This window comes from Kitasatospora sp. GP82, from assembly GCF_029892105.1.
Lineage (GTDB): Bacteria > Actinomycetota > Actinomycetes > Streptomycetales > Streptomycetaceae > Kitasatospora.
On sequence record NZ_JARZAJ010000001.1, the window covers coordinates 110,085 to 134,620 of the forward strand.

General features: G+C 69.1%; 16 protein-coding genes and 3 pseudogenes. 14 read left to right on the forward strand and 5 right to left on the reverse strand.

Annotation, left to right across the window (positions count from 1 at the left end):
• Positions 1-74: 74 nt before the first annotated feature.
• The 5 genes and pseudogenes from P3T39_RS00500 (at position 75) to P3T39_RS00520 (ending at position 5,218) form a co-directional block, all read left to right on the forward strand.
• Positions 75-272, forward strand: a complete 198-nt coding sequence (locus P3T39_RS00500) for a helix-turn-helix domain-containing protein (RefSeq protein ID WP_280695192.1) — start codon at positions 75-77, stop codon at positions 270-272.
• 199 nt (positions 273-471) lie between these two features.
• A complete protein-coding gene (locus P3T39_RS00505) occupies positions 472-1,707 on the forward strand; it encodes a DUF3631 domain-containing protein (RefSeq protein WP_280695193.1) in 1,236 nt (411 codons plus the stop codon).
• Positions 1,708-2,136: 429 nt separating this feature from the next.
• A pseudogene (locus P3T39_RS00510) lies at positions 2,137-2,478 on the forward strand (DUF2637 domain-containing protein); the annotation flags it as partial.
• A gap of 636 nt (positions 2,479-3,114) precedes the next feature.
• Positions 3,115-3,465: pseudogene (locus P3T39_RS00515) on the forward strand (MobC family plasmid mobilization relaxosome protein); the annotation flags it as partial.
• An 11-nt stretch (positions 3,466-3,476) separates the two neighbouring features.
• Positions 3,477-5,218 (forward strand): annotated as a pseudogene (locus P3T39_RS00520) (mobilization protein).
• A 233-nt stretch (positions 5,219-5,451) separates the two neighbouring features.
• Here P3T39_RS00520 and P3T39_RS00525 read toward each other — a convergent pair.
• A complete protein-coding gene (locus P3T39_RS00525) occupies positions 5,452-6,258 on the reverse strand; it encodes a pentapeptide repeat-containing protein (RefSeq protein WP_280695195.1) in 807 nt (268 codons plus the stop codon).
• A gap of 547 nt (positions 6,259-6,805) precedes the next feature.
• Between P3T39_RS00525 and P3T39_RS00530 the strand changes: the two genes are divergently transcribed.
• Positions 6,806-7,024 (forward strand): hypothetical protein, encoded by a 219-nt coding sequence (locus P3T39_RS00530; protein ID WP_280695197.1) that lies wholly within the window; start codon positions 6,806-6,808, stop codon positions 7,022-7,024.
• 238 nt (positions 7,025-7,262) lie between these two features.
• Here P3T39_RS00530 and P3T39_RS00535 read toward each other — a convergent pair whose 3' ends face one another.
• Together P3T39_RS00535 and P3T39_RS00540 are read right to left on the reverse strand one after the other, a co-directional pair.
• Positions 7,263-7,808, reverse strand: a complete 546-nt coding sequence (locus P3T39_RS00535; protein ID WP_280695198.1) for a flavoprotein — start codon at positions 7,806-7,808, stop codon at positions 7,263-7,265.
• Positions 7,805-9,079 (reverse strand): helix-turn-helix transcriptional regulator, encoded by a 1,275-nt coding sequence (locus tag P3T39_RS00540; protein ID WP_280695199.1) that lies wholly within the window; start codon positions 9,077-9,079, stop codon positions 7,805-7,807. Before P3T39_RS00540 ends, P3T39_RS00535 begins: the two co-directional genes overlap by 4 nt.
• 251 nt (positions 9,080-9,330) lie before the next feature.
• On the opposite strand from P3T39_RS00540, the gene P3T39_RS00545 reads away from it, so the two are divergent.
• The 8 genes from P3T39_RS00545 (at position 9,331) to P3T39_RS00580 (ending at position 16,646) form a co-directional block, all read left to right on the forward strand.
• The gene (locus P3T39_RS00545; protein WP_280695200.1) at positions 9,331-9,609 is read left to right on the forward strand and encodes a hypothetical protein; all 279 of its coding nucleotides are present in this window, start codon (positions 9,331-9,333) and stop codon (positions 9,607-9,609) included.
• Positions 9,606-10,205 carry an ATP-binding protein gene (locus P3T39_RS00550; RefSeq protein WP_280695201.1) on the forward strand — a complete coding sequence of 200 codons (600 nt, stop codon included), beginning with the start codon at positions 9,606-9,608 and terminating at the stop codon, positions 10,203-10,205. The genes P3T39_RS00545 and P3T39_RS00550 overlap by 4 nt, the downstream gene beginning before the upstream one ends.
• Positions 10,206-10,314: 109 nt before the next feature.
• Positions 10,315-11,217 (forward strand): phosphotransferase, encoded by a 903-nt coding sequence (locus P3T39_RS00555; RefSeq protein WP_280695202.1) that lies wholly within the window; start codon positions 10,315-10,317, stop codon positions 11,215-11,217.
• Positions 11,218-11,251: 34 nt separating this feature from the next.
• On the forward strand, positions 11,252-12,247 hold the full coding sequence (locus tag P3T39_RS00560; protein WP_280695203.1) for a nucleotidyltransferase domain-containing protein: 996 nt from the start codon (positions 11,252-11,254) through the stop codon (positions 12,245-12,247).
• 10 nt (positions 12,248-12,257) lie between these two features.
• Entirely contained in the window at positions 12,258-12,932 is a 675-nt protein-coding gene (locus P3T39_RS00565; RefSeq protein WP_280695204.1) for a histidine phosphatase family protein, read from the forward strand.
• Between the two features lie 9 nt (positions 12,933-12,941).
• Positions 12,942-14,075 carry a hypothetical protein gene (locus P3T39_RS00570; protein ID WP_280695205.1) on the forward strand — a complete coding sequence of 378 codons (1,134 nt, stop codon included), beginning with the start codon at positions 12,942-12,944 and terminating at the stop codon, positions 14,073-14,075.
• A 117-nt stretch (positions 14,076-14,192) separates the two neighbouring features.
• Complete coding sequence (locus P3T39_RS00575) at positions 14,193-15,869, forward strand: Eco57I restriction-modification methylase domain-containing protein (RefSeq protein WP_280695206.1); 1,677 nt, start codon at positions 14,193-14,195, stop codon at positions 15,867-15,869.
• A 12-nt stretch (positions 15,870-15,881) separates the two neighbouring features.
• A complete protein-coding gene (locus P3T39_RS00580; RefSeq protein WP_280695207.1) occupies positions 15,882-16,646 on the forward strand; it encodes a PaeR7I family type II restriction endonuclease in 765 nt (254 codons plus the stop codon).
• 206 nt (positions 16,647-16,852) lie between these two features.
• Here P3T39_RS00580 and P3T39_RS00585 read toward each other — a convergent pair whose 3' ends face one another.
• Together P3T39_RS00585 and P3T39_RS00590 are read right to left on the reverse strand one after the other, a co-directional pair.
• Positions 16,853-18,346 (reverse strand): hypothetical protein, encoded by a 1,494-nt coding sequence (locus P3T39_RS00585; protein ID WP_280695208.1) that lies wholly within the window; start codon positions 18,344-18,346, stop codon positions 16,853-16,855.
• Entirely contained in the window at positions 18,343-24,042 is a 5,700-nt protein-coding gene (locus P3T39_RS00590; RefSeq protein ID WP_280695209.1) for a hypothetical protein, read from the reverse strand. Before P3T39_RS00590 ends, P3T39_RS00585 begins: the two co-directional genes overlap by 4 nt.
• Positions 24,043-24,536 lie beyond the last annotated feature (494 nt).

The window sequence follows — 24,536 nt, forward strand, 5'->3', positions numbered from 1 at the left end:
CCCGTTTGACTAGCAGCTCTCCGCGCGGTACAACCTGTGCAGAAGGGAACGCGAGCTAGTCGAAAGGGAAAATCATGGATCGCTACCTCACCACGTCGGAGGTCGCCGAGCGATACCGCACCGCCGAGAGCACGGTGCGCTACTGGCGGCACATCGGCTACGGCCCGCGAGGTGTGAAGGTCGGCCGCCGTGTCCTGTACCCGGAGGCCGAGCTCACCCGCTTCGACCAGGAACTGCTCGACGAGCGCGCCAACTGGGCGCTAGGGGCCTGATGGGCCCGACTCCTGTACGAAAAACGGCCCTCGGCGCGACAACGCCGAGGGCCATGAACACCCCGTCCACGCCAAACCGATTCGAGCCGGTGGAGCAGGGCCTGCCAGCCCTGTGCTCCGCCAGGAGGAGTGCACCTTGAACGCTACGTCCCCGCGCACCACTGACGCATCCCGCATCGCGTCGTGGCCACCAGTCGCGATGCCCGGCCTGCCTGGCCAGCACCACCCCACCGAGCCGCAGCCTGCGGCCACAGCCTGTGGAGAGTCGGAGCCCACCGCACCGGCCGAGCCCGCCGGGCCAACCGGCCTCGACGCGATGCCGGACGCCCCGGCGACCGGGGGAGCCGACCTGCTCGCGCAGCTCAAGGCCCTGATCGCCAGGTTCGTGATCCTGCCCTCCGAGGAGGCGCTGGACGCCGCCACGCTGTGGGTCGCGGCGACCCACCTGCAGACCGCGTGGCAACACGCCCCGCGCCTGGCGGTGGTCGGACCCGCCAAGCGGTGCGGCAAGTCCCGCCTGCTCGACGTCCTGACCGAGACCGTCCACAAGCCGGTGATCACGGTCAACTCCACACCGGCGGCGGTCTTCCGCTCGATCACGGCCGAGCCGCCGACGCTCCTGGTCGACGAGGCCGACACCATCTTCGGCACTCCGAAGATGGCCGAGAAGAACGAGGAGATGCGCGGCCTGCTTAACGCCGGGCACCAGAAGGACCGCCCGGTGCTGCGCGTGGTCGGCAACGACCACACGCCTCACGCGTTCCCCACCTTCGCGATGGCGGCCATCGCGGGCATCGGCGACCTGCCCGACACGATCATGGACCGCTCGATCGTCATCCGGATGCGCCGCCGCGCCGAGGGCGAGCGCGTCTCGCCGTACCGCACCAAGCGCGACAGCCCCGCCCTGCACGAGATCCGCGCGAAGCTCGCCCTGTGGACCAAACCCCTGGCCGAGAAGGCCGAACTCCTGGAGCCGGATCTGCCGGTGGAGGACCGCGCCGCCGACACCTGGGAGCCCCTGGTGATCATCGCGGACCTCGCGGGCGGCCCCTGGCCGCGCCTGGCCCGGCAGGCGTGCGCCCGCATGGTTGCCTCCGAGGCCCAGGCCGAGGAGGAGAACCCCAGCGGCGCGAGGATCCTCGCCGACATCCGGCGGATCTTCGTCGGCAGCGGCGACCCGGACAGCCTCTCCACTGACCACCTTCTGATCGCACTGAACAACGACCACGAGGCGCCCTGGGCCGAGCACGGACGGGGCGGCCTGACACCGCGTGGGCTCGGAGCGATGCTCCGTGACTACGGCATCTCCTCGGGCAACGTGCGCGTCGGCGATACCCAGCGCAAGGGCTACACGCGCAACAAGTTCGCCGACGCCTGGCGGCGCTACTGCCCGACCGTCCACCCGCTCGACGCCGGGGAGGCGAGCGAGAGCTGACCACCTCTACCGGGTTGCCGCACTTGCCGTCCCCGCCGTAACACCGCAGGTCACAGCACCCGCCGCCGAGACGGCAACCGGGCTCAAGACGGCACGTCAGGCGACACCGTCCTGTCCTGCCGCCGACCGCACCGACCGCGTCGGCGGCAGGGCCCAGCCGGGGACGGCACCCGCACCCGTCTTGTGCCGTACCTACTGTCCCCTGCCGTAACACCGCAGGTCACAGCACCCGCCGCCGAGACGGCAAGCAGGCCCAAGACGGAAGCAGCCGCCTCGCCAAGACGGCAGCACCTTCGCCCAAGACGCCACAGGCCGCCCGAGCCTGCCCCTGCCGTACCCGCCCTGACCTGCGGTGGCAACGGCCAAGACGGCAGAGACGGATCCCAGCAGCACCCCCACCAGCCCGCACACCGCAAGGACCCCATCACCATGCCTGCCACCGCACCGCCGACCGGGTCGGCCTCCAGCCGCGTGACCGTCTGTGACCACGCCATCATCGGTCTCCTCGCCCTGGCTGGCTTCGCGCTCTCCTACGACGCTCTGCGCCAGACCGCCGAGGCGATCCAGGTCCGCGGCCCGCTGACCTACGTCTTCCCGCTGATCATCGACGGGTTCATCACATACGGCGTCCGAGCACTGCTCGTCCTGCGGACAGCGCCGTTCACCGCCCGCGCCTACGTGTGGGGCCTCTTCCTGGCCTCCACCGCCGCCAGCGTGTGGGCCAACATCCTCCACGCCGTCCGCCTGAACGACCAGAGCCCGATCGGCCTCGGACTGCACCTCGGCGACACGCCAGTCGGCGCGCTCTCCATGATCGCCCCGCTCGCCCTCGCCGGGTCCGTCCACCTCGGCATCATCGTCTCCCGTCACACCGCGAGCCGAACCGAGTGGGAGCCCGCCACTCGAACGGCCACGGCCGACCGCAGCCCTTCCGTCGAGACCACCGAGGCTGCAGCCCAGCCGGACGACCACGACGCCGACCGCATTCTTCCGGCCGATCGCGAGGCCGAGCCGGGACCGGAGCCAGAGCCGGTCGGCGGCGACGACCAGGCTGAACCGTCGGCCTTCGCCGACGCCCCACGCGCGGACCGCGAGCTCATCGCACCGCGCAAGCGCACCGGTCGTCCGCCGGCCGCGAGCATGGACGAGCTTCTGAGGGTCGCGCGTCCAGCCGTAGCCCAGCACGGCGTCACCGTCGCCGTGGTCCAGAAGGCCACCCGCGAGGCCTGCCTCCCGATCAGCAGCGCGCGCTTCACCGAGCTGATGAATCGCCTGCGCGCCGAGCAGACCGGTCCGCAGAACGAGAAGGCGGATCGCGAGCAGGCGGCTTCGTGTGAGAGCTCGCGGTCAGTCGACGGCCGGATGTGCGCGGGCAGCACCGACACCACCGACGCCGCCGACAGCGTGCCTGCCGTGCAGAGCGTCCAGCCGGCGATCCGCCGCTTCACCGGTGACAAGCGCACCGAGCGCGTCGGTCCGCTGCGGTTCACACCCGAGGAGCGCATCCGGCTGCAGGTGGCCACGGCCGCCAACGACTACTGGGGTGAGTCCGGGTTCGCCGCGGATGTAGTCCTGGCCTTCGTCGACGGCCAGTTCTTCATCGACCTGCCGCTGGCGGAGGAACGCCGTCACACCCACGTCTTCCGCGCCCAGGTCCTGCGCGCCCTCAACGGCATCGGCCACAACATCAACCAGATCGCCCGTGCCCTCAACGGCGGCTACCAGCCGCCCGCCGACAGCCGCCAGAAGATCGAGGAGGCCTGACCACCGTGATCGCGCCGATCAAGGACCCCGGATCGAACACCCGCGGACTGCTTGCCTACCTCTACGGGCGCGGCCGGCACGACGAACACCACGACCCGCACATCGTCTCCGGCTTCGCCATGCTGGGTATGCCCGACCCCGGTCGCGACCCGCGCACTACGCTCACCCAACTCGCCCGCCACCTCGACGAGCCCGTGCGCCTGCGCAACAGCGAGGCCGGCCAGAAGATCACCGGCCACGTCTGGCACTGCCCCGTACGCGCCGCACCCGAAGACCGCGAGCTCTCCGACGCCGAGTGGGCCGACATCGCCCGCCGCATCGTCCACGCCACCGGCATCGCCCCCGAAGGCGACGAACTGGCCTGCCGCTGGCCGTACGCCAGGCGGACGACCACATCCACATCCTCGCCACCACCGTCCGCGAGGATGGCCGCCGCCCCAAGCTCAACAACAGCGGCCGACGCGCCGGAGCCGAGTGCCGCGAGATCGAGAGGGACTACGGCCTGCGCAGGCTCGGCACCGGCGACGGCACCGCCGACAAGCGGCCCACCCAGGCCGAGATGCACAAGGCGGCACGGCTCGGCTGGGAACAGACCAGCAGGCAGTGGCTGCAGGAGCGCATCCGCGCCGCCATCCCCCACGCAGCCAACGCCGAACAGTTCCTCGCCTACCTCCAGGCGGACGGCGTCGAGGTGAAGATCCGCCGCCTGCCGTCCGGGGACCTCCAGGGCTACTCCGTCGGCCGCCCCGGCGACCTCGACAAGAACGGCAGGCAGATCTACCTTCCCGGCGGGAAGATCTCACCCGACCTCTCCCTGCCCAAGCTCCAGGCCCTCCTCGAAGACGGCCAGCCGACCGAGCACCCGACGGCGCGCCGCAACCGGCCCAGCAACACGTGGCAGCGCGCCACCGACGCCCTCGACACCCTCCACGACGACTTGGCAGACGGCGAGTCGAGCGCCGGTGGCGGGAGCGGTGACGGCTCCCGCGCGCAGGCCCAGATCACCGCGCTCGGCGAACTGATCGAGGCCACCGCGCAGGTCGCACCCGCCGACCTGCGCGGCGAACTTCGAGTCGCTACCCGCGTGTTCGCGCGCGCCCAGCGCTCCCAGGTCCGCGCCGAGCACCAGGCCGCAGCCGGCCTTCGTCACGCGGCCCGCGACATCGTGCGCGCCGCCGACGGACCCGACGGCAGCACCCTCGCCGTCCTGCTCGCCACCCTCGTCTGGGCCGCGATCCTCGCCGGACGCTGGCACCAGGCCCGAGGCCACCAGCAGCAGGCCGAAGCCGCCCACCGGGCCGTTCGGCACCTTGAGGCCGCCTACGACCAGGCCGCCGCACCGCAGTTCGCCGCCCTCGTCCACCGACAGCCCAAGGAGGAGACCCGCAACACTCTCGCTCACGACGTCCGCGCAGCTGTCCCCGAGCACGCCGAGCGGATCCTTGCCGACCCCAACTGGCCAGCCCTGGCCACCGTCCTCGCTGATGCCGAAGCCGGCGGCCACCAGCCCCACCAGCTCCTCGCCCAGGCCGTCGAGCGACGCGAGCTGGCCACCGCCCGCCTGCCCGCCAAGGTCCTCATCAGCCGCATCCAGCACACCAGCCGCAACCCCGTCCCCAGCCGGGTCGCCGAAGCCGCCCGCCTGCGCTCTAGCACCCTGGCTGCCCTCCCGCAGCGGCGGACGCCCGAGCCCGCGGTACCGACGTTCGCTGTCCCGACTGAGAACCGCCAGCATCGCCGCAGGTAAGAGATGACGGCCGACCATTGAGTGGCCATCAGCGGCGCCCGTCCGCATGGCGGGGTGCCCAGTGAAATACAGCTTGGCGTCGCTTCCGGTGGTCGGGAGCCTTCCCGACCACCGGAAGCCTCGTCGTGTCGCCACCGTGGCCGACCGGCCAGGAGTACCCCCATGCCAGACCCGCCGATACGCCCTACCCTCCCTGACCGCCAAGCGATCCGGGCCGCTCCATCCCGACAAGTTCAATCCCCGGCGGCCTCCGGGGCAGGGGGGTTCGCCAGCCAGTCGGGGAGCTGGGTCGTCGAGTCGGTGACCGCATGCGAGATTTGCTCGTGGGTCAAGCCCATAACTTGACGGAGGTCGGCTCCTTCGAGATGCGTCTGATAGAGCAGCGCTTCATCGAGCCGGGTACGCGTCCAGTCAGCCTCGCTCAGGCGGGCATTGGAGAGGTTCGCCCCAGTGAGATCAGCGTCGACGAAGGAAGCCGAACCTGCCTGGTCGATCAACTTGAGATCGGCGCCGCGCAGGCTTGCCCCGGTCAAGTGTGCTGCAGGAAGCCGCGCTTGCGTCAGATGGGCACCATCCAGCATGGCGCGATTCAGCCAAGCGGCGCGAAGGTCAGCTCGGTCGAGACGGACGTCCGGGAGGTGCGCCCCGGTGAGCTTGGCGAAGGCCAGATTTGTGTCGATGAGATTGGCCCCGTTCAAGCGAGCGCCCCTCAGCTCGGCCCCAACGAGGTAGGCCCCGGCGAGGTCAATGGGGCCTGACTCCTCCCGGTCGGGCCGACGGCGCAAAACGGCGAGTCCGGCTTCGACGTCAGTGGGGGGTCGGAACCGCAAGGCTGGGGGCAGCTTTTGACGCTGCAGAAGCTGCTCCTCGCTGGGCACTGTCGCATGCTCGCGAATAAACGCGATCACCACCTCGACGATCGCTGCGTGATCCGCCGGGGAGTCGTGCATGATCCGTTCGAGGGCGTATACACCGCCGATGCGCACGCTCAGCTGACTGGATCCGAGCTGCTGGATCGCCTTGATGTATCGGTCGGTCACCTGGTTCTCGCGAGCGATCCTTCCTGCCGCTGATCTTTCTCGCGATTGTGTTGAAGAGTCTCTTGAGCCACCCTCAGGTTCTCTTGGGTGACTCTGAGTGTCCTGCCAGTGAAGAAGAGACCAACGGCACCCGCCGAAGCAACCAGGAGTGCAACGACCGCAGTGCGGAAACCCGCGACAACGGTCGCTTTGGGTCCGCTGTCCCTGAGGCCGTTTAGCTCCACCCGGTCCAGTTCCCATGGGCCGCGCCACAGCAGCCAGAGGGAGCCCACCAACACGAGAGTGATCAACATGGGAGTGAGGGCTCGTAGCAGCAATCGCCGTGCACTGCCGGTGGTCACGGGGCTCACCTGCTGGCCACGCTGCCATCGAGATTCGTCATTGGGCCTCCGCGGGCTTGGCGGCACGGTGCCGCAACCGTCTTGGAACCTACCGGAGGACGAGGTCGTCGACGTGCCGTTCACCGACGAGAATGGTCACGTGTGCCACGGGTTGCAGCCACAGCGCGCGCCGAGGAACAGCTCAAGGTTGGCCGGCACCCGGCCCAGTGCCCCCTGGCAGCACCACCGACGCCCTCGACCCACTGTCCGAAGACCTCACCGCTGGCGGCAGCGGGGGCGACGGCAACCTGGCCCAGGCCCAGATCATCGTGCTCAGCGAATTGATCGAGGCCACCGCACAGACCGCACCCGCCGACCTGCGCGCCGAACTCCGGATCACTTCAGGGGGCGTTCGCCCGCACTCAGTGATCCCAGATCCGCTCTGAGCATCAAGCCGCCGCCAGCCTTCGCACCGCCGCCCGCGACCTGGTGAACGCCAGAAGTGGCAAGGACGGCAGGGCTCTCGCCGAACTGATCAGCAATCGAACCGACACCAGCGCGGTGGTGCTGGCTCTGTCGTCTTCGGTCGCCAGGAACGATCTCAACCTGACACAAGCAGCAGTCCGGCACTACGAGCAATGCGGTGCCGGACGTCTTCTCTCGATGCCAGTGGCCAACCCCTCGCTACCGCGCGCCGAGGTTCACAGCTGGGCGGAGCAGGTCGAGGACGTGCGTCCAGCTGTAGCTGTCGCGGCCTCCGCCCGCCTTGGGCATGTGGGGCACGTAGTCGCCGATCAGGACGCCCATCGAACGGAGCCGGGCCAGGCTCTCGTCGTATGCCGGATGAGCCGCCTGGGCGGAGTTCACGTACGGCTGGATGGCGGTCGGGATGCCGAGTCCGTACGCCTCGCAGAGGATGCCGAGTGCGAGCGTGTCCGAGATGCCAGCGGCCCACTTGTTGATGGTGTTGAAGGTGGCGGGCGCGACCGCGATGGCATCTGCCGGCGGCAGTGGCTGTGGGACGCTGGGCGTGCGCCAGGCCGAGCGGATGGGGTAGCCGGTCTGTGTCTCGATGGCCTCCTGGTCTATGAAGCCGAGTGCGCTGGGGGTGGCCACCACGCCGACCTTCCAGCCTTCGTCATGGGCGGCGGTGATGAGCGTGCCTACATCGTCCGCGATGCCTGAGGCACAGACGACGATGTAGAGGAACGGCTCGCGCTGATCGGTCAAACCTGGACTCCCAACTCCTGGCAGAAACGACGAAGCTCCGGGATCGCGCCGCGCCGGTCGCGGGCGGCCATGTCACCGGCCAGCTCCAGCACGGCAGGGCGTCGGCGGATGTCCTCCGACGCACAGCTCTCCGCGATCCTCAGCGCTTTGTACCCCTCGGCCAGTCTGCCCTGTTGGCTGTATGCCCGTGCAGCCTCCACCCAGAGTGCCGCCCGGCGTTCAGGAACGGGGATGCGTCGGCGCATCAGGGGCTGAGCGGCTTCGAGCGCCGCTCCCGCATCGCCCAGGACGACGGAGGCGCTCACCGAATGCAGCGCGACGTTGGTCGGGCTGAAGTTCGCCCAGGCGTCCGGTGCGTCGAGCTCGACGTAGTGCGCGACCTCCTGGGCCTCGGCGAGGAACTCTGCGGTCGTGGCGCGATCGCCGCCCGCGCTCGCGGCCGTAACTCCGCGAAGAAGCATGAGGCCGAGCGCTGCGAGGTAGGCGGGAGGCCGCCGGTCGTAGCTGCTGGCGAGTTGGTCGGCGGTGTGGCGGATGAGGGTGATGGCCGGCTTGGTGTGCCGGTCTCGGGCGAGCACGTGGGCCTGAACACGGACACTGGAGGCCATGACGACGGGATCGCCGCTCCGTTCGGCCTCGGCCATCGCCCGGCCGACCGCTAGCCAGGCGTTGCCGTGGTCGCCCAGCTTCAGGAGCAGACTCACCGCGGTCTGGTAGGCCGTCGCGAGCAGACCTGCCAGCGCCGGGTCGCCGCCATGGACAGCGTCCTGGGCCTGGCGAAGGTCGGCGATCAGCGACGGCAGGGCGTCTTCCAACTCGGCATACCGACAGGCATAGAAGAGCCTGCGGGCCTGGGAGAGTCGCGCGGTGAGAGCGGCCTGGGCCTGTGGCGGAGCACTGGCTGGAAGCGGTCCAGGCAGAAGTGCCTGCACAAGCTCCATGCCCACGCTGGGCGGGGCTGCTGGGGCCGCGAGCGCGACGACGCTCGCAGCCAAGAAGTTCCGACGGTGCATGTCGTCCGCCCTGCTGTCCGCACTGGTATGGGAGGACAGGCCGAGGCTCCCCAGTGGGATGTCGAGCACGGCCGCGACAGCCCGCAGAACGTCCATGTCCTGCGTCCCCGTGCCGCTCTCAAGTCGGCTGATCTTCGACTGGTGGTAGCCCAGTTCGGTGGCCACATCCTCTTGCGTCCGGCCGCTCAACACTCGTGCGCGGCGGATCACTTCTCCGATCCCGCCCGCTGCGGAGTGTGCCTTGGCCGTCGGCGACATGGCTTCTCCTGCCAATGCTGATCCTGCCTGGTGGGCCGAGCGTAGCCGCACCAGGACAACCCGGTATGCACGATCTGCATGGATCATGCGCACCTGGCGCGCTACCTAACCACTCGGCTCGGCCACGGAGTTGTCTTGGCGTCAGCAGCTCACTCACCCCTGGAGCTCGCGACTCCCGACCCCGCATGCCCGAGGCCCATCCGTGGTCTCCGGCGAGCGTGGTTCTACCCAGTGGCTAAGGAGAAGCGCCAATGGCCTTCCGCTCGGACGTGCAGAGAGAAAACACCGCGCACCAGCGGGACGCCATGGCCCTTCCTCTCGTACCGGTCGGAGAGCAGATGATCAGCGGAGTGGCGGCCCTCCCAAACCGCGCCACCGAGCGCCGTCGGCGCCTCGCGGCTGCCAGCGCCAACGCCCGGGAGGTGCTGGGCCGTCACCAGTTCGCCGACGGTCAGTGCAGTCACGGCTGTGGCGTCTGGCCGTGCAACACCGTGGTCGACACGGTCCAGGAATGCGACGGTGACCGATGAGCGCCCCCTCCCTCGCGCGACGCATCGCCTTCGACGGCACCACGCGGGACGACATCCCCCCAGCCCGGGAAGCCGTCGTAGGCATTGCCCGATCGTGGGGAATCACCGGGGACGGCCTGGACGACATCGCCCTGGTTGCCGGCGAGCTCCTTGCCAACGCGGTCATCCACGCCCCCGGACGGCTGCTGGCCGGTGTTTACCTCTCCCCGGACGGCGACCGCGTGGTGATCGAGGTCTACGATCCGTCGCGCAGGATGCCGACCGGGGCGGCGAACTTCGGCAGCAGCGAACTGACCTGCGGTCGAGGCATGCTGCTGATCGAGGACCTGTCGGAGAGCTGGGGCGCCGATCCGACTACTCACGGGAAGAAGGTCTGGGCCGAGCTGGCCGTCCCAGCCGTGGTGGTACCCGAGCTCCCTCGCTCGGAGCGCCGAGCCGCCCTGATCGCCAGCATGGTCCGGACCGATCGTCCCAGGCCGCGCCCCATCGACCCACCCGACCCAGCGCCCGCGCGTACCAGTGGTTCTCGGAACACCGAGCCCCGCGCGCCCACCGACTCCGCCCGTACTGGTCAAGGCACACCAGCCGGGCGGTGACGGGGCCGGTCGCTCTTCCCCCGGGAGCGGCTGGCCCCACCCTCGCACAACCCGCTGGGTTCAGCTGCGCATGCTCCACCTGAACTCAGCTCTACGGAAGGATGGATGAATGAGCGACTGGGACTTCGTGAAGGACAGAACGGCCACGCAAGGCGCGGTGTGGAAGTCGACAGACGGCCTGCTCTACAAGCGGACCGGGGGCGAGGACCTGCGCGAGGAGATCGAGTTCCAGCGACTCGCCGCCGGCCTCGGCTACCCGGTCCCGGAGATCGTCGACAGCGGGTCGGAGAACGGGAGCTACTACGTCACGGAGCGCTCCCTCGGCAGCGCCTCACTGCACGAGGAGGCCCTGGCCGACGCTCTGCGCGACGGGCGGGTCAGCTACCAGGTGATCAGCACGGCGGCAGCCGTCTCGTCCAAGCTCTTGCAGGCCCAGGCCAGGCACCCGCTGCCCGCCTCGCCCTGGTTCGAGAAGGCTGCCTTCGCCAAGGACGTCTTCGAGGAGAACCCGGACTTCGACACCACACGGGTCCACGACACGGTCAAGCGAGCCCTCGACCGGATGGCACTGCTGCCCACGGTTCACGGGCACCTGGACTTCGGCCTGCCCAACGTCCTGGCGGCCGGCGTCATCGACTGGCAACACCACGGCCCCATCCCGCTCGGCTACGACGTCTACCCCGCGCTCGACATCGTCGCCTTCAAGGGCGGAGGCAAGGGTTACAGCATCAGCCCCGAGCAGCGCGCCAGCTACGTCGCCGCACTGGACGAGACCAGCGCCTCCCTGATCGGGCAGCGGGTGGGCGAGCACCTGGGCGACTTCCTGCTCGTCAAGTGCTTCTTCTTCCTCGCCCTCATGCGGCCCACCGACCCCGCACGGCACGACAAGCACATCAAGTGGCAGTACCGCCGCACCCTATTTACGATGGGACTTGATCAGTATGAGTCGTCCAGCACGATCGACACCGACACCTTCCCCACTCTGGAACGGTTTACCACTGAGCACCGGTAGGCCGGTTCCCACCGTTCGCGACCGCGACTACCTGATGGACCACCACGGAGTCGTCTTCAAGGTCATTGGCGACAGCCACCCCGGCAGCCATTACCTCGGCTACGTCAAGTACCACCCTGACGAGAAGGGCGACCGTCGGCTCTTCGACCGGACCTACCGGCAGAACAGCGTCGTGTCGAAGTCCTTCGGCATCCTCGCCGGCAGGCCGGAGTGCTACGTCTACTCCGACACCCTCGGCTGCGTCATCACCGGCATCCCGCGCGAGGACGTGGCCGTCCACTACTCCTGCCGCCAGGCCCTCGCCGCCATCCACGAGGGCCCCGGCGCGGTCGCCGACAACCCGGCAGGCAAGGACCTCCTGGCGATCACCGAGTGGATCACCGCGAACGACGCCAAGGGCCTGATCGGCGTCACCGGCTCCTTCCTCGTCGGCTGCTTCAACGAGCGCTCCGACATCGACCTCGTCTGCTACGGGCCGGAGGGCTACGAGGCCGCGCAGGAGTTGTTCAAGCAGCCCGAGCTGATCAGGCCGTATGACGGGGACGACCTGACACGGCTCTACATCCGGCGGGCGAAGTACATGGAGGGCAGCTCGTTCGACACGCTCATCAAACAGGAGAGGCGCAAGCTCCAGGGGCTGACCGCCAATGCCGGCGCGCACATCAACTGCGAGCCGATTCGCTCCGACCGCGACAAGACCTTCTCCCGGGTGACCTCCAAGGAGATCGGTGAGGTCTCGCTCCTGGCGAAGATCACCGACCACGCCGAGGGCCTCACCACCCCGGCGGTCTACGGGATCAAGGTCAAGACCATCCTCAGCTCGACCATCGACGAGCCCGACTCCTTCGCCCGCAGGATCACCCACATGCGCTCGTACCTCGGCGCCTACACCAGCGCGTTCCGCACCGGAGACACCGTTCACCTGTCCGGCAAGCTCGTCCACACCCAGGACGGCGAACGCAGCGGCTTCGGCATCGAGCTCACCCCATGGACCGTCAGCGGCTCCTACGTCGCCAACCTCGCCGGATAGGAGCCGTGCCATGACCTTACTCATCGTCCGCCACGCCGAGTCCGTCGAGAACGCCGACAAGTACAACGGCTTCTACCAGGACCCGCGTCCGTACAGCGGGGCCGCCGCCCACAGCATCTCCCGCAGCATCGTCGGGCTGACCCCACGCGGCTTCCGGCAAGCCCAGTGGCTCGCCGAGGTGCTCCCGGGCCTCATGAATCACGAGCCGCACGTCTACACCTCGACCTACCGGAGGGCGACCGACACCGCGCTGATCGCTCTCCCCGACCTCCCGGACGGGTGGCCCCAACAGACGGCGCTCCTCGACGAACAGCACTACGGGGACGCCACCTACATGACCAAGCGCGAACTGTTCGACACCTACCCGGAACTGGCCGAGGACCGCAGACAGCGCAAGCACATCTGGACCGCGCCTGGCGGTGGCGAGTCCCTCGCCGAAGCCGTGAGCAAACGGGCCGCCGAGTTCGCCGCCCTGGCTCAGTCCGAACTCCAGACACCCTGCACGGTCGTCGCATTCACCCACCAGACCGCCGCCGTCGCACTCCGCTCGTTGCTCGAAGGCCGCGAGCTTCCGGAGATCCTCGCGGAGGAGCGGAAGGGCAAGATGCCCAACGCCGCGATCCTCCACTACGACCTGCGAGACGGCCGGTTCGTCCGGACGGGAACGACCATCCCGCTGATTTAGGAGGAGCCCGTGCGACACCTGTTCCTCAACGGACCCGTCCAGAACGGGCCCTTCACCTTCGAGACCAAGCCGGGCAAGGCCGTCGGCATTCGACTCGCCGCAGCCCTGAACGCCATCATCGGCGCACCACCCGTGCCCCACCTGTGGAACACCGTGACCCTCGCAGGAGACCTGCGGCATCGCCAGGCGGACAGGAGGCAGGTCCGCGAGGCGTTCGAGGCCGACCTCATAGCAGCCAAGTATCCGCCTGGGCAGTCGCCGGTAGCTGGCACCCTGACCGACGCTGACGCCGAGGTGGCCAGCGTGGCCCTGGAGATGATCGAGAGCAACCTGAGGGCTGGCACCCTCGTGGTGAGCCGCGAGACCGTCCCGACGTGTCGCGTCTGCGGTCACATGACCGGCAACGGGACCCACCCCTGCAACGCCTGCGGCAGCACCGAGACTCAACCCTGCACCGGCCTGCACCTCGTCGCCGAGCTCGCGAAGGACCGCCCAGTCCTCGACCGCTCGGACATCCACGCGAGCCATCGCCAGGAGCCCAAGCACTTACAGAACACCGCCAGCAACGTTACCCAGCGCCTGATTCTCACCCGAACCCGCGACCACGGCATCGACCTCTCACCGCTCGGGCTGGCCGGCCTCGTCCTCGACCCACGGGTCGGCATCCACGCCACTGTCCTCGCCGTAGCACGAAGGCACCAGGCGGACACAGCCGTGATGACCATCACCCAGAACGCGGCCAACCACATCGCAGCGCACGGGCAGCACTTCCGAGAGCACTTCGGCACTCGGCTGCAGTACGCCCTGCACGGACATCTCCCCTATGACCACACGGCGGACCTCCGAGCGGTGTATGAGGCCTACAAGGCGAGCCCCGGGGCGAAGATGGCGTTCGAGACGTGGTTCCTCCCTCTCATCTCCCTGAAGGAGAAGACCGCGACTCGACCGCAGCAGCTTCCCGCGCTCTTCAAGCACTACATGCGGGCACACATGGTCCAGCCCGCCGAGGCCGACGAAGCCGTCATCAACGCCATTCGGCGCGCTGTTGCGAGTGGTGACACCGGCTGGATCATGAATAAGCCGGAGTTGGCCAACGTGATGGCTGCCACTCGGCTCGCTGCCACCTACCCCTACGTCGGCTGAATCCCAAGAGCGCGCTCCAGCCCGGCCGATGCAGAGAGCGACATGGCGAATGCTCAATGCCACCTGAACGTGTCGAGCGTGAGACGTCCTCCGAGGTGCCCACTGTAGGGTCGATCCGTGGCAACTCTCGCGCTCTTCGACACCGACAAGCAGGCACTGCCCGACGTTCCGGCGGAGGCAGTCGAGCATGGCGAGGTCTTCACCCGGCGCTGGGTGGTCGAGCTCATCCTTGATCTACTCGGTTACACATCGGACAAAGATCTCTCGGAGCTGAAAGTCGTAGAGCCTGCCTGCGGTGCGGGAGCGTTCCTCGGCGTGATTGCCTCGCGGATCAGTGCCTCGTGCCGAGCTCACGGTCGTCCGATCACCGATGCGGTGAGCGCAGTCCAGGCCTTCGACCTGCTCGCGCGGAACGTGGCCGGGAGCCGTGGACTCGTCGAGCAGCAGCTACACGACGAGGGGTGGGAGCGTCACGATGCTCGGAAGGTGGCTTCGAGCTGGGTAACTCAGGGGGACTACCTGCTCCAGGCTGACTCCGAGCACCGCGCGGACTTCGTGGTGGGCAATCCCCCGTACATCAGGCTGGAGGATGTGCCCGATGACCGGATGGATGCCTATCGCGATGCATGTTCCACGATGGGTGGTCGGGCCGACATCTACGTCGGCTTCTACGAGGTAGCGCTTCGGAGCTTGCAGCCGGGCGGCCGGCTCGGCTTCATCTGCGCTGACCGCTGGATGAGGAACCAGTACGGCCGCAAGCTGCGCCAGCTGGTGACAAAGCAGTTCAGCATGGACCTGGCGCTGGTCATGCACGACGTGGATGCCTTCCAGGACCAGGTCGCGGCCTACCCTGCGATCACGATCATTTCCAAGAAGGCGCAAGGCGGTGCCGTGGCCGCCGATACGACCCGCGCCTTCGGGGAATCAGAGGCCCGTAAGTTCCTCGCTTGGTACGAGGCCGATGACCGGAAGCCGGTTGCAACCAAGGCCTTCCAGGCGGCCCCCCTGCCGCACTGGTTCCCCGGCGAGGACTCCTGGCCTGCCGCCTCACCAGCCAGGCTCGCTGTTCTCGAAGATCTCAGCGAGCGGTTTCGCTTGCTGGAGGACATGACGACGGGCACGCGCGTCGGCATCGGCATCGCCACTGGGGCCGACAAGGTCTTCATCACCGACGACGCTGAGCTGGTCGAGCAGGACCGGCTTTTGCCTATGGCCATGGTTCGCGACACCACAAGCGGCTCCATTAACTGGAACGGCTCTTACCTGGTCAACCCGTGGAACTCCCAGGGCGAGCTCGTCGATCTGGCTGGTTACCCGATGCTCTCGGCCTACTTCCGCCAGCACAGTGGCGTGTTGCGCAAGAGGTACGTCGCGGTCAAGCAGCCGGACCGCTGGTACAAGACCATCGACAAGGTCGACCATAGGCTGACGACGAGGCCGAAACTCCTCTTCCCGGATATGAAACTGACGATCCATCCGGTGCTCGATGAAGGGGCGTTGTACCCTCACCACAACCTGTACTTCATCGTCTCGGACGTCTGGGACATGCGCGTACTTGGCGGCCTGCTCCTCTCCAAGGTCGCCGAGGCGTTCGTGGAGGCATACGCGGTCAAGATGCGCGGGGGAACGCTTCGCTTCCAGGCGCAGTATCTCCGCAAGATCCGTGTGCCTGACCCGGAATCCATCGCTGCCGAGGACCGGTCTGCTCTGGCAGACGCCTTCGACAAGCGGGACGTGAAGGCGGCCACCGAGGCAGCGCTGCGCGTCTACGGGCTAACCGAGCTTCCCAACTAGGAGGAACCGACCTTGACGGTCAGCCGCCAGGACTTCGAAGACGCCATCGCCGCGTACTGGGGCGTCAAGCAAGCCCAGAACGCGCAGTCGGCGATCAAGGCTGCAGTGGGCGCCGGCACCGCTGGTTCCGTCAGAGGCGGCAAGCACTTCGATTCCATCGCAGCCCTCCTGGCGAAGTTCTTCCTCGAAGCGGGCTACCCGCCGGAGAGCATCCGGGTCACCAAGTCGCAGGGGTTGGAACTTCCGGGCTACTACAGGCCCCAGAAGCAGTGGGACGTAGTTGTCGCGTACGAGAACACACTGGTGGCCGCCTTCGAGCTGAAGGCACTGGGTGGTCCGTCCTTCGGCAACAACTACAACAACCGGGTGGAGGAGGCGCTCGGCAGCGCTGTCGACCTCCGCAGGGCAGCGCTGGCGGACCTCTACCCCGGCGAGAAGCCGTGGCTCGGCTACTTCTTCATCATGCAGGACGAGGCCGGATCGCGGAGGCCGGTCAAGCCGGCCAAGGGGGCCCTCCCCGTCGAAGACATCTGGCACGGCAAGTCCTACCAGGACCGCTTTGGGATCTTCTGCCAGCGGCTGATGGCAGAGCAGCTGTACGACGCGGTCTGCTACGTCACGTCGTCGGCGGATGAGCCGAAGCCGACTGAGCCGGTCGCCAGCCTCGACTGGCGGCACTTCTCGGCTGCCATAAACGCTCGGATCACGTACCTGCAGGAACTGGGGCTGCCCAAGCCGAGCTGGCCGCTGGCCCCGCTCTTCGGAAACCCCAGCTAACGCCAGCCGGTAGAGGCCCCAACGGGCGCCTGTCGCCCTCCGCTACCCGGAGCTATGGGAGTCCGCAGGACACTCGATTACGACCGTCGCATGCCAACCAAGAAATGCCTGGTCAGGGGCCCCTGCCACTCTCCGTCGCAGGTCAGGATCGGCCGGCATTTGTTCCGCTTCAGCGTCTGACGCCGCCCGGCGCGTGGTTGGGCGCGTCAGTCGCTGAGCACGCTGACGAGCTGGTGGAGCTGCGCTTCGTCGAGAGGGGTCCGGTGGGCGAGGCGGTTGCGGGACCTCCAAAGGGTGCGCAGCCGCCGGCGCTCCACCTCGTTGAGGGCGATGTGGCCGTTGAGGTGCGCTCCCCACATGGCGCCGAGTTCCATAGCGGTGAGCACCAGTCCGGTGTCGGTCGCCGTGTCGGGATCGGCTGAACCGCCGACGGGCCGGGGCCCGTACTGCTCGGCCAACCGGGATAGGGGGATCCGGGCGCGACGGCGGACGACATCGGTGAACTCCTCGCGGGCGTCGTCCAGCCGTGGAAGCAGCGCATGGTGCTGGGCGAGCCAGACCCTGGTGGCCACGATGTGCCGGTGCGCGAGGTCGTGTGCGGGATGACGGCGCAGGTGGCCGTCCCAGTTGTCGACGATCCCGGCGCTCCAGGGGGTTAGCACCACCTGGTCGGGTCGGTGGCCCGGTCCACCGACCCGCTCGTGCCACTTCGGCGGAGCGGTGTCCTCGACGGCGGTGTCTGCGACGGTGAGCCGCAGTGCGTCCAAAAGCGTCTCGGGGCTCCCGTTCCAGTGACTGGCCAGGGCGGCGGCTACGTCGAGAAAGGGGCCGCTGACCTCGGTGATGGTCGCCTGGACGACGGCCTCCAGCAGCTGCTGATGACGAGCCAGGCCGGTCCTGGGAGGTCGGCTGACGGCGACGACCGTGGCCGTGTCCAGGCGCCCGACGGCGCCCCACCACCAGTGGACAGCGATGTCCTCGCGAGCGAGTTGGTCCGGCAGGTTGGCGGGCAGGTCCTCCGCGGTCACGACGACGAGGGCCCGCGGGCGCCGGTCCGGTGGGAGGCCGGCCTCCTTGGCCGTGGCAACGATCCGCCGCAGGAGGTTGGTCGCAGCGGTGGGTGCCTCCTCGTTCCATGCCCTGATGATGACGGGGCGGGTCTCGGGCCGGTCGTCTGGCTCTCCGACGAGCCTGGCGAGCACTCCTTCAGTCGTGGCACGGGTGGCCCGGTGACTGGGGGCGCCGGGCTGGGCCGCCAGCGGCTGCTCGGCGAGCTCCGCCGCGAGCCGTCCCAGCAGCTCCGCGAGAGATTCGGCGGGGGTGATGGGGCGTGCCGGCACCGGGCGAGGCGCGGAAGGCACGCCGACCCCGGGACCGGCGCCGAAGCCCGACAGGCCGTCGTCGTAGTCGAGCAGAGGCGCTAGACCGGACCACTGCGGTGCGGTCGGCGGTGGTGCGGGTGTCGCCGGAACGGAGGCGCCGGGGCGGTCGGGGGCGGCCGTAGGCAGAAGGAGGAAGTCACCGATCTCGTGAAGGAGTTCGGTGAGCAACGCATCGGCGACGCAGCCCGGCCCGGAGGTCAGCGCGCGTGGCAGCAGCCAGAGGCAGCTCCGCCCCGCGCGGAGGTCGTCGTGAAGCCGTCGGAGCCACCCCCTGACCCCGGGGAGCGAGGTCAGGGGGACGGCTGTGCTCGTACTCACACGCCCCGCCTGACGACGCCGAGCGCCTGAAAGGTGATCAGGTCCAGGGCATAGCCGTCCTCGCTGTCGTCCAGCACCCCGTGATTGGTGAGCCTGCTGGTGAGCCGACGCACCTCGTCCAGCTCCAGGCCGGTGACCGCGGCGATGTCGGCGTGCCCGCAGCCTTCCCCGGCTTCGACGTACTCGGCCCAGACGGACAGCGGCTCGATCACATCCTGGTCCAACTCGACCCGGGCGAGATGGTCGGCGGCGTTGCCCGGCTGAGCAAAATAGGCGGTGACCTGGTCCAGCGCGGCTTCCAGGGTGGCGCCGCCCCGGGTGGCCTGATGGACGGTCCGTTCCACCACGCTTGGCCAGCCTCCCGTGGCATCCGCCAGCCGCCGCCGTTTGTCCGGGGTGTCGAACGGGCACTCCGGCCAAGCACGCAGGCTGTCGGCGTTCCACCGTTCCGGCCGTAGCACACTGGTGACCCGCTCGTCCCCGAAGCCCAGCCAGGTCATCGGGTCGACGACGAGTACCGCGGCTCGGTGTGGGGCCCCGGAGCCGTGGGACATGTGCGCGTGCAGCTTCTCCACGGCCTGACGGAGCACCTCAAGGCCGCACGTGCGCACGTCGGCGAGGACGACGCTGGGCTGCCGGCTCCGGGCGTCCCGGGTAAGCACACCTGCGAGGTCGTCCGGACCGGCTGTGTGCACGGTCAACCCGCGCGCGTCTGCGTACGAGCTGATCGCGAGGGTCACCAGCTCCGGGCCGTGCGCCTTGGTCAGACACACAACGGTCGCACCCGGGCTGGTCGCCTCGTATAGCTGCTGCTCGGTCAGCGGGCTGTAACGGGCGACACCGTGCGGATCGCTGCCGACCAGGCGCCGTGAGAAGCGCGGGTTGTAGTCGTAGGGCAGGCTGAACTCGGTCTGACGGAGCTCCAGTTCCAGATCCTCGCGAGTGCCGAGCATGCGGACCACATTGGGGCTGCGCACCGCGTAGTTGCGGCGATCGGCCTCCTGGACCAGCAGTCCGAGGCCCACCATCTCGTCCAGGTAGATCTTCACGTCGCTGGCGGTGAGCTTGTTGAAGCCGTCGGGCCAGTGCCGCTTCGCCTCGCTGAGTAGGTAGTCCGCGTCGTAGCCGCGCTGGAAGCGGTCGTCGCCGCTGCGCAGCGCTATCACCAGCGCGAGCACCCGGTAGCGGTCCTCCAGGTTGATCGTGATCCGTAGACGCTCGGCGATGTTGCGGTGGACCTGCGCCGAACCGGTCACCGCCCGGATGTCCTCCTCGGTGACCGTGATCGGCCACTGCGCCGAGCCGAGCGGCTTCTCGCGCAGCGCCGCGACCAGCCGGTCGCAGAAGATCTGCACCAGGCAGGCCTGGTAGTTGGTTGCAGCGAGCACACGCCACACCAGGTCGGGGCGCTCGAAGCGGTAGCCGAACGCGGCCATAGGCTCTACGACGAGGCGCTGCGCCTCGGCCGGCTTGAGCGGGCCGATGAGGACGTCCGGGCCGCCGTGGGCGAGTGGCACGTTGGAGAGGTGGCTGAATCGCTGGACCTGGTGCAGGCCAGCAAAGACGATCTTGAAGCGACGGTCGGTGCTGTCCATGAGGCCCTTGAGGCGGGCGACGTTGGCGAACGTGCCCTCGCCGCCGCGGCCGTGGACCGCCTTCGAGTCAGCGGTCAGGAACGCGTCGGCCTCGTCGGCGAGTACGAGCACCCGGCGCTCGCGGTTCTCCTCAAGCCAGCGCCGCACATGATCCAGCAGGACGTCGGCGCTCACCTCGGAGGACACCTTCGGGCCGAGGACACCGACCCGTTTGAGCTCCGCGCTCAGCACCGACCAGATCCGGTCGGCCGGTTCGGCCTCACCCACGCCACGAGCCTTCAGGTCGAGGTATATCGCCTTGCGTTCCGGCGTCATGGGGAAGGTTGCCTCGACCTTGCGCAGCAGCGCGGACTTGCCGAGCTGGCGTCCCCCATACAGGAACAGTGCTCCGAGCGGGTCGACGACTGTGGCCATCTCCTTGCTACGGCCGTAGAACACCTCCGGCGGTACCAGGCCGGCCACGAACGGCGTGTACGGCGTGAAGGCGGTCCACGGCAGCGTGACGCGCTGGGCGGCTCGGAACGAGCGAGGCGAACGGGCCGCCGTCCAGCCGAACACGGCCGGGTCCACCACCAGGGCCTGCTGCGACGAGGTCCGTGCATGCGTGGCCATCACCCGGCGCCCGGCCAGGCCCAGCGGATAGAGGTAGAGGATGATGCAGGCGCCGGTCTCGTTTCGCAGCAGCTCAAGCGGACTGCGCCCGCGTAGCTCGTCGGCGACCACCAGGACGGTGTAGGTGATCGCCGCGGATCCGAGCGCGGCGACGTAGCCGGGAGCGGCCTCGTTGGCCGCCAGCTTGGCGGTCAACCGGAGGATGCCGCGCACCTGCTGGTGGTCGTCGCGGGTCGGCGTGCGTCCCTCCAGCCCCAGGACGCGCAGAACGGAGGGGACGTGCTTCTGCCACTCCGACCCGCGCGTGGTGGGCTTGCACAGCGCGTCCCATGACTCCAGCCCGATCCGCGAACCCTCGGTCAGCGGCTGGCCATCGGCGTACAGTTCCGCCCACGGCCGGGCCGAGTATCCCTGCGCCCCGGCCTTCGAAGACCGGACGGTCTCCAACCCGGCCATGAACTGGCGAAGTTCGTCGCCCCAGTCGACACTGCTCCAGTCGGGCAGCGCGCTGCCCTCGCGCAGCAGCGCCAGGCACTCCTCGGCGGTGACCGTGTCGCCGGCCCGGAGCAGCTCGGTGAGCCGCTTGTGGTCCTGTTCCGATATCACCAACGAGTCCAGTTGCTCGTACAGCCGCGCCAGGTACGCCTGGAGCCTTTCGTCCAGCTCCTGTTCAAGCCGCCGGATATCCTCGACCGCGGCGCGGAACGCCCCGTCGGGCGTGGGCTGTTCGAGGTGTTCCAGTCGACCGACCAGCTCACGCTCGGTCAGGTCATCGAGGTTCTGGGTGCGCAGCTCGGCGAGTCGACCGGCGGCCATCCGGTGGGCTTCCCGGCGAAGGCCGGACCAGCGCGCCCACTCGGCGTCGCGCAGCGTGCGCCAGTCGGGGGGAAGGGCCCGGATCCCGGCGGGAGCCGCTGGCACCAGCCCCTGCTCCAGGGCCTCCACCAGGCTGTCGGCCAGGTGGAGGTCACCGCGCTCGGCATAGGCGGTGACGACGGAACGGATGTTGACCGGCGCGAGCAGCAAGGCCACGGCTTCGGCGAAGCCGGGCTCGCTCGGCAGCGGCAGACCGTCGCGCGAGCGCGGCAGGTCGAGCGCCGCCAGCAGCGCCTCGGTGCCCGGCGCGATGTCCAGTGCGGTGTCCAGGCGGGCCTCTCCCTCGGCGACGTCCAGCACCCGCAAGGGAACCGGCGCGCTGTCCTCGCCCAGGAACCACGCCCGCAGCCGGAGCAGCGCGGCGCCTTCGGGCCCTGGCAGCGCGGGCGCCTGCCGCACCTGGTCGACGGCGTGCCGGAGCGCGGTCACGGTGTCGCCAAGTTCCTCCGCCCCTGGCGCGGCCAGCGCGCGGGCCTGCGAGAGCAGGGTGACGACCTGCTCGATCCGGTTGAGCAGGGAGCGCTTCGCCTTGGCCTCGATCGGTTCCTTGGCCTGCTTGGGCGTCCGGATCGCTGCGTCGGCATCCTCGATGATGCGCTCGGAGGCGTCCCGCTTACGGAAGGTCTCCCATGCCTCCTCCAGGACTGAGGTGTCCGCCTCTTCGGCCGCCCACGCGCGCACGGCCGCCAGCGCCCGGCCGAGCGGCTGCTCCGCGCCGATCAGCCGGTTCTGCACCTGGGTCGCTCGGGCATAGCCGATCTTCTTCAGCGGCAGGCTCGTCGCCAGCTCGGCGGCTGCCGCGGCGATGCCGGTCCGAGTGAGGATCGGTTCCGCGTCACGGCGCGGGTGCAGAGTCGCCGGATCGAAGCGCTGGTAGCGCCGCAGCACGTCGACCGCGCACTCCAGCAGTCGGCCCCAGGGCCCGGGCACGAGGGCCGACGGGTCCGTCTGCAGCAGGAGGTCGTTCGGCCAACCCGCCACCAAGCCGGCCCGGAGCGATGCCACAGTGGCCAGGATGAGCGCCGGACGGTCGCCCTGTAGGGCCTCCAGGTCTGGCACGAATCGGGTCATCACCGGGGTGGCCTCTTCGGCGAGGTCGCAAGAGAAGGCGGCGTCCGTGAACGCGAGGCTCTCGGCTCGGTGCGCGGGTTCGGCCGACCCCAGGGTCAGCCAGTACGCCTCCTGGAAGCGGCGCGCGGTCACCAGCCGCTCGACGGGAGAAGCCTCGGCCGCGACGTTCTCGTCGTCCTGGGTGCTCTGCCACGCCAGGTAGGCGGTCTCCTCGGTGCCCGGTTCGTCTGCCGGCTCCGCTGTGGAATTCTCCAGGCCCGGGACGTCCGCAAGGGGCTCAGGGGCGGCGGTCGGGAGTTCAGGAGTGGCAGGGGTTTCCGCCACGGCCTCCGGCGGGAACGGCTGCTCGGCCTCGGGCTGCGGCGTCGGCGGTTCGGGTGCGGTCTCGGACGCGGACCGGGTGGGTTCCTCGACCTCCTCGCCGGGCTTCTCGTCGACCCGCTCGTCGACCGGCTCCGAGTCCGCAGTGGTGGGCCCGTTTTCGGCAGCTGGCTCTTCGGCGGGGACGGCGGGCAGGGCCTCAGTTGGCCCGGCGTCGCCGCCCAGGCTCGCGATCTCGTCGTCGAGTGCGTGCAACGAGGCTCTCAGCGTCTCCAGGTAGACGCCGCCGCTGTCCTGCCCGGCCTGCTCGACGATCTTCAGCAACGTCTCCCGCTGCGTCTCCAGCAGCGTGAGCCGTGCGGCGCGTGCGGCCCGTTCCTCAGCCTCGGCGCGCAGTCCCTCTACCGAGGCATGAAGCCCCGCGAACCCTTCGTCGGCGTTCCACCCTAGGCCGACCACTGCGGTCCTATCCGCCAGTGCGGCCCGCTCGGTCGACCAGGCGGCCGCCTCGTCCAGTACGCCCTCGGGCAGCCCGAGCCCGGCGCGGACCCGATCGGCAGCCTGGCCGAGGCGTTCGGCGACCGAGCTCGAACGCTCGCGCAGCGAGCGTGCCAGGTCGGCGAGTTCGGTCCAGTCAGGGACCGGCAGGTCGTCCTCTGCCAACAGTTTCTCCTCCTCGTCCTGCTCGGATATTTCCGTCATGTGGTTGTCGGTATCGGCGGCGGCATGCATGCTGTCGACGGAGTGGCAGCCAACCTCGCCCTGGCGGCAGCGGCACGGCACCTCGGGTCGGGCTGCGGCTTCAAGCAGGGTCCCCCAGTTCTGTGAGACCAGGTTGGCCGTCGGGCCGTTCTCGGAGAGCAGCCCGTAAAGCGTCAGGCGGGCGAGTACCGGCTCCAGGAAGCCGATCATCGCCTCCAGCTCCTCGGCACCGGGGTTGGCACACGTTTCCTGCGGATAGCCACCGCAGTGATGGAGCCGATGCCTCGCGAACCGCGTCGCGGCGTTGGCGATCTCCTTGAGGTCCTTCGTGGGCGCGCGACTCAGCCAGACCCGAACCGTCAGGAGTTCGCGCTGGCCAGCCCGGCGAACCCCGTTCCGGCGAGCGCCCGCCACCCGCGCCCAGTAGGGCAGCGGGCCGGGGGCGAGGATCAGTTCTCGTAACTCGGCGTCGGTCAGGCTGGTAATCCAGACTCTGAGGTCCCCACCCGATATTGCCATGCCGGGATCCTGCCAGATCGTCCTCTCTTCGGAACAGTCGGGCCGTGATTCGAATTGACGACCGATCAGCTTGCTCGTCGGAGTGAATGCCGCCAAGGCGGCCCCCGTGCGAGGCCCTCCGCCGTGCAGCGACTTGCGGGCTTCAGACTCTGAAGATCTCGGCGGGGGCGCAGGGTGAGGTCAGATCCTCGGGAGCCGTCCTCGCGCGCCAAAGTGCAGATCGCCTGTCTGGCCGAGGGGGAAGGCGGTGCTGGACCGAGCTGGCGGCAAGGTGACGGTCTCAAACGTGCGTTCAACGCCGCGTTCACGCCCGCCGAGCTAGCACCCCCATGCGAGCTCCCGGGGCGCACAACGGCCGTCCTCGTAGACCGGACCTCAGGCGCTCCCGCTCGTTGAACGGGCCGAGCGCAGGCGCGTTTGCAGGGCCGGGCCCGCAGTCGCGAGGTTGAAGCGGAATCCGTCGCAGTCCGCGTACAGTCCGCAGGACACCCGAT

Coding starts and splice junctions, on each gene's coding strand:
- P3T39_RS00500 (WP_280695192.1), top strand. CDS start 75: ATGGATCGCTACCTCACCACGTCGGAGGTCGCCGAGCGATACCGCACC.
- P3T39_RS00560 (WP_280695203.1), top strand. CDS start 11,252: ATGGACCACCACGGAGTCGTCTTCAAGGTCATTGGCGACAGCCACCCC.
- P3T39_RS00505 (WP_280695193.1), top strand. CDS start 472: ATGCCCGGCCTGCCTGGCCAGCACCACCCCACCGAGCCGCAGCCTGCG.
- P3T39_RS00550 (WP_280695201.1), top strand. CDS start 9,606: ATGAGCGCCCCCTCCCTCGCGCGACGCATCGCCTTCGACGGCACCACG.
- P3T39_RS00565 (WP_280695204.1), top strand. CDS start 12,258: ATGACCTTACTCATCGTCCGCCACGCCGAGTCCGTCGAGAACGCCGAC.
- P3T39_RS00590 (WP_280695209.1), bottom strand. CDS start 24,042: ATGGCAATATCGGGTGGGGACCTCAGAGTCTGGATTACCAGCCTGACC.
- P3T39_RS00540 (WP_280695199.1), bottom strand. CDS start 9,079: ATGTCGCCGACGGCCAAGGCACACTCCGCAGCGGGCGGGATCGGAGAA.
- P3T39_RS00555 (WP_280695202.1), top strand. CDS start 10,315: ATGAGCGACTGGGACTTCGTGAAGGACAGAACGGCCACGCAAGGCGCG.
- P3T39_RS00545 (WP_280695200.1), top strand. CDS start 9,331: ATGGCCTTCCGCTCGGACGTGCAGAGAGAAAACACCGCGCACCAGCGG.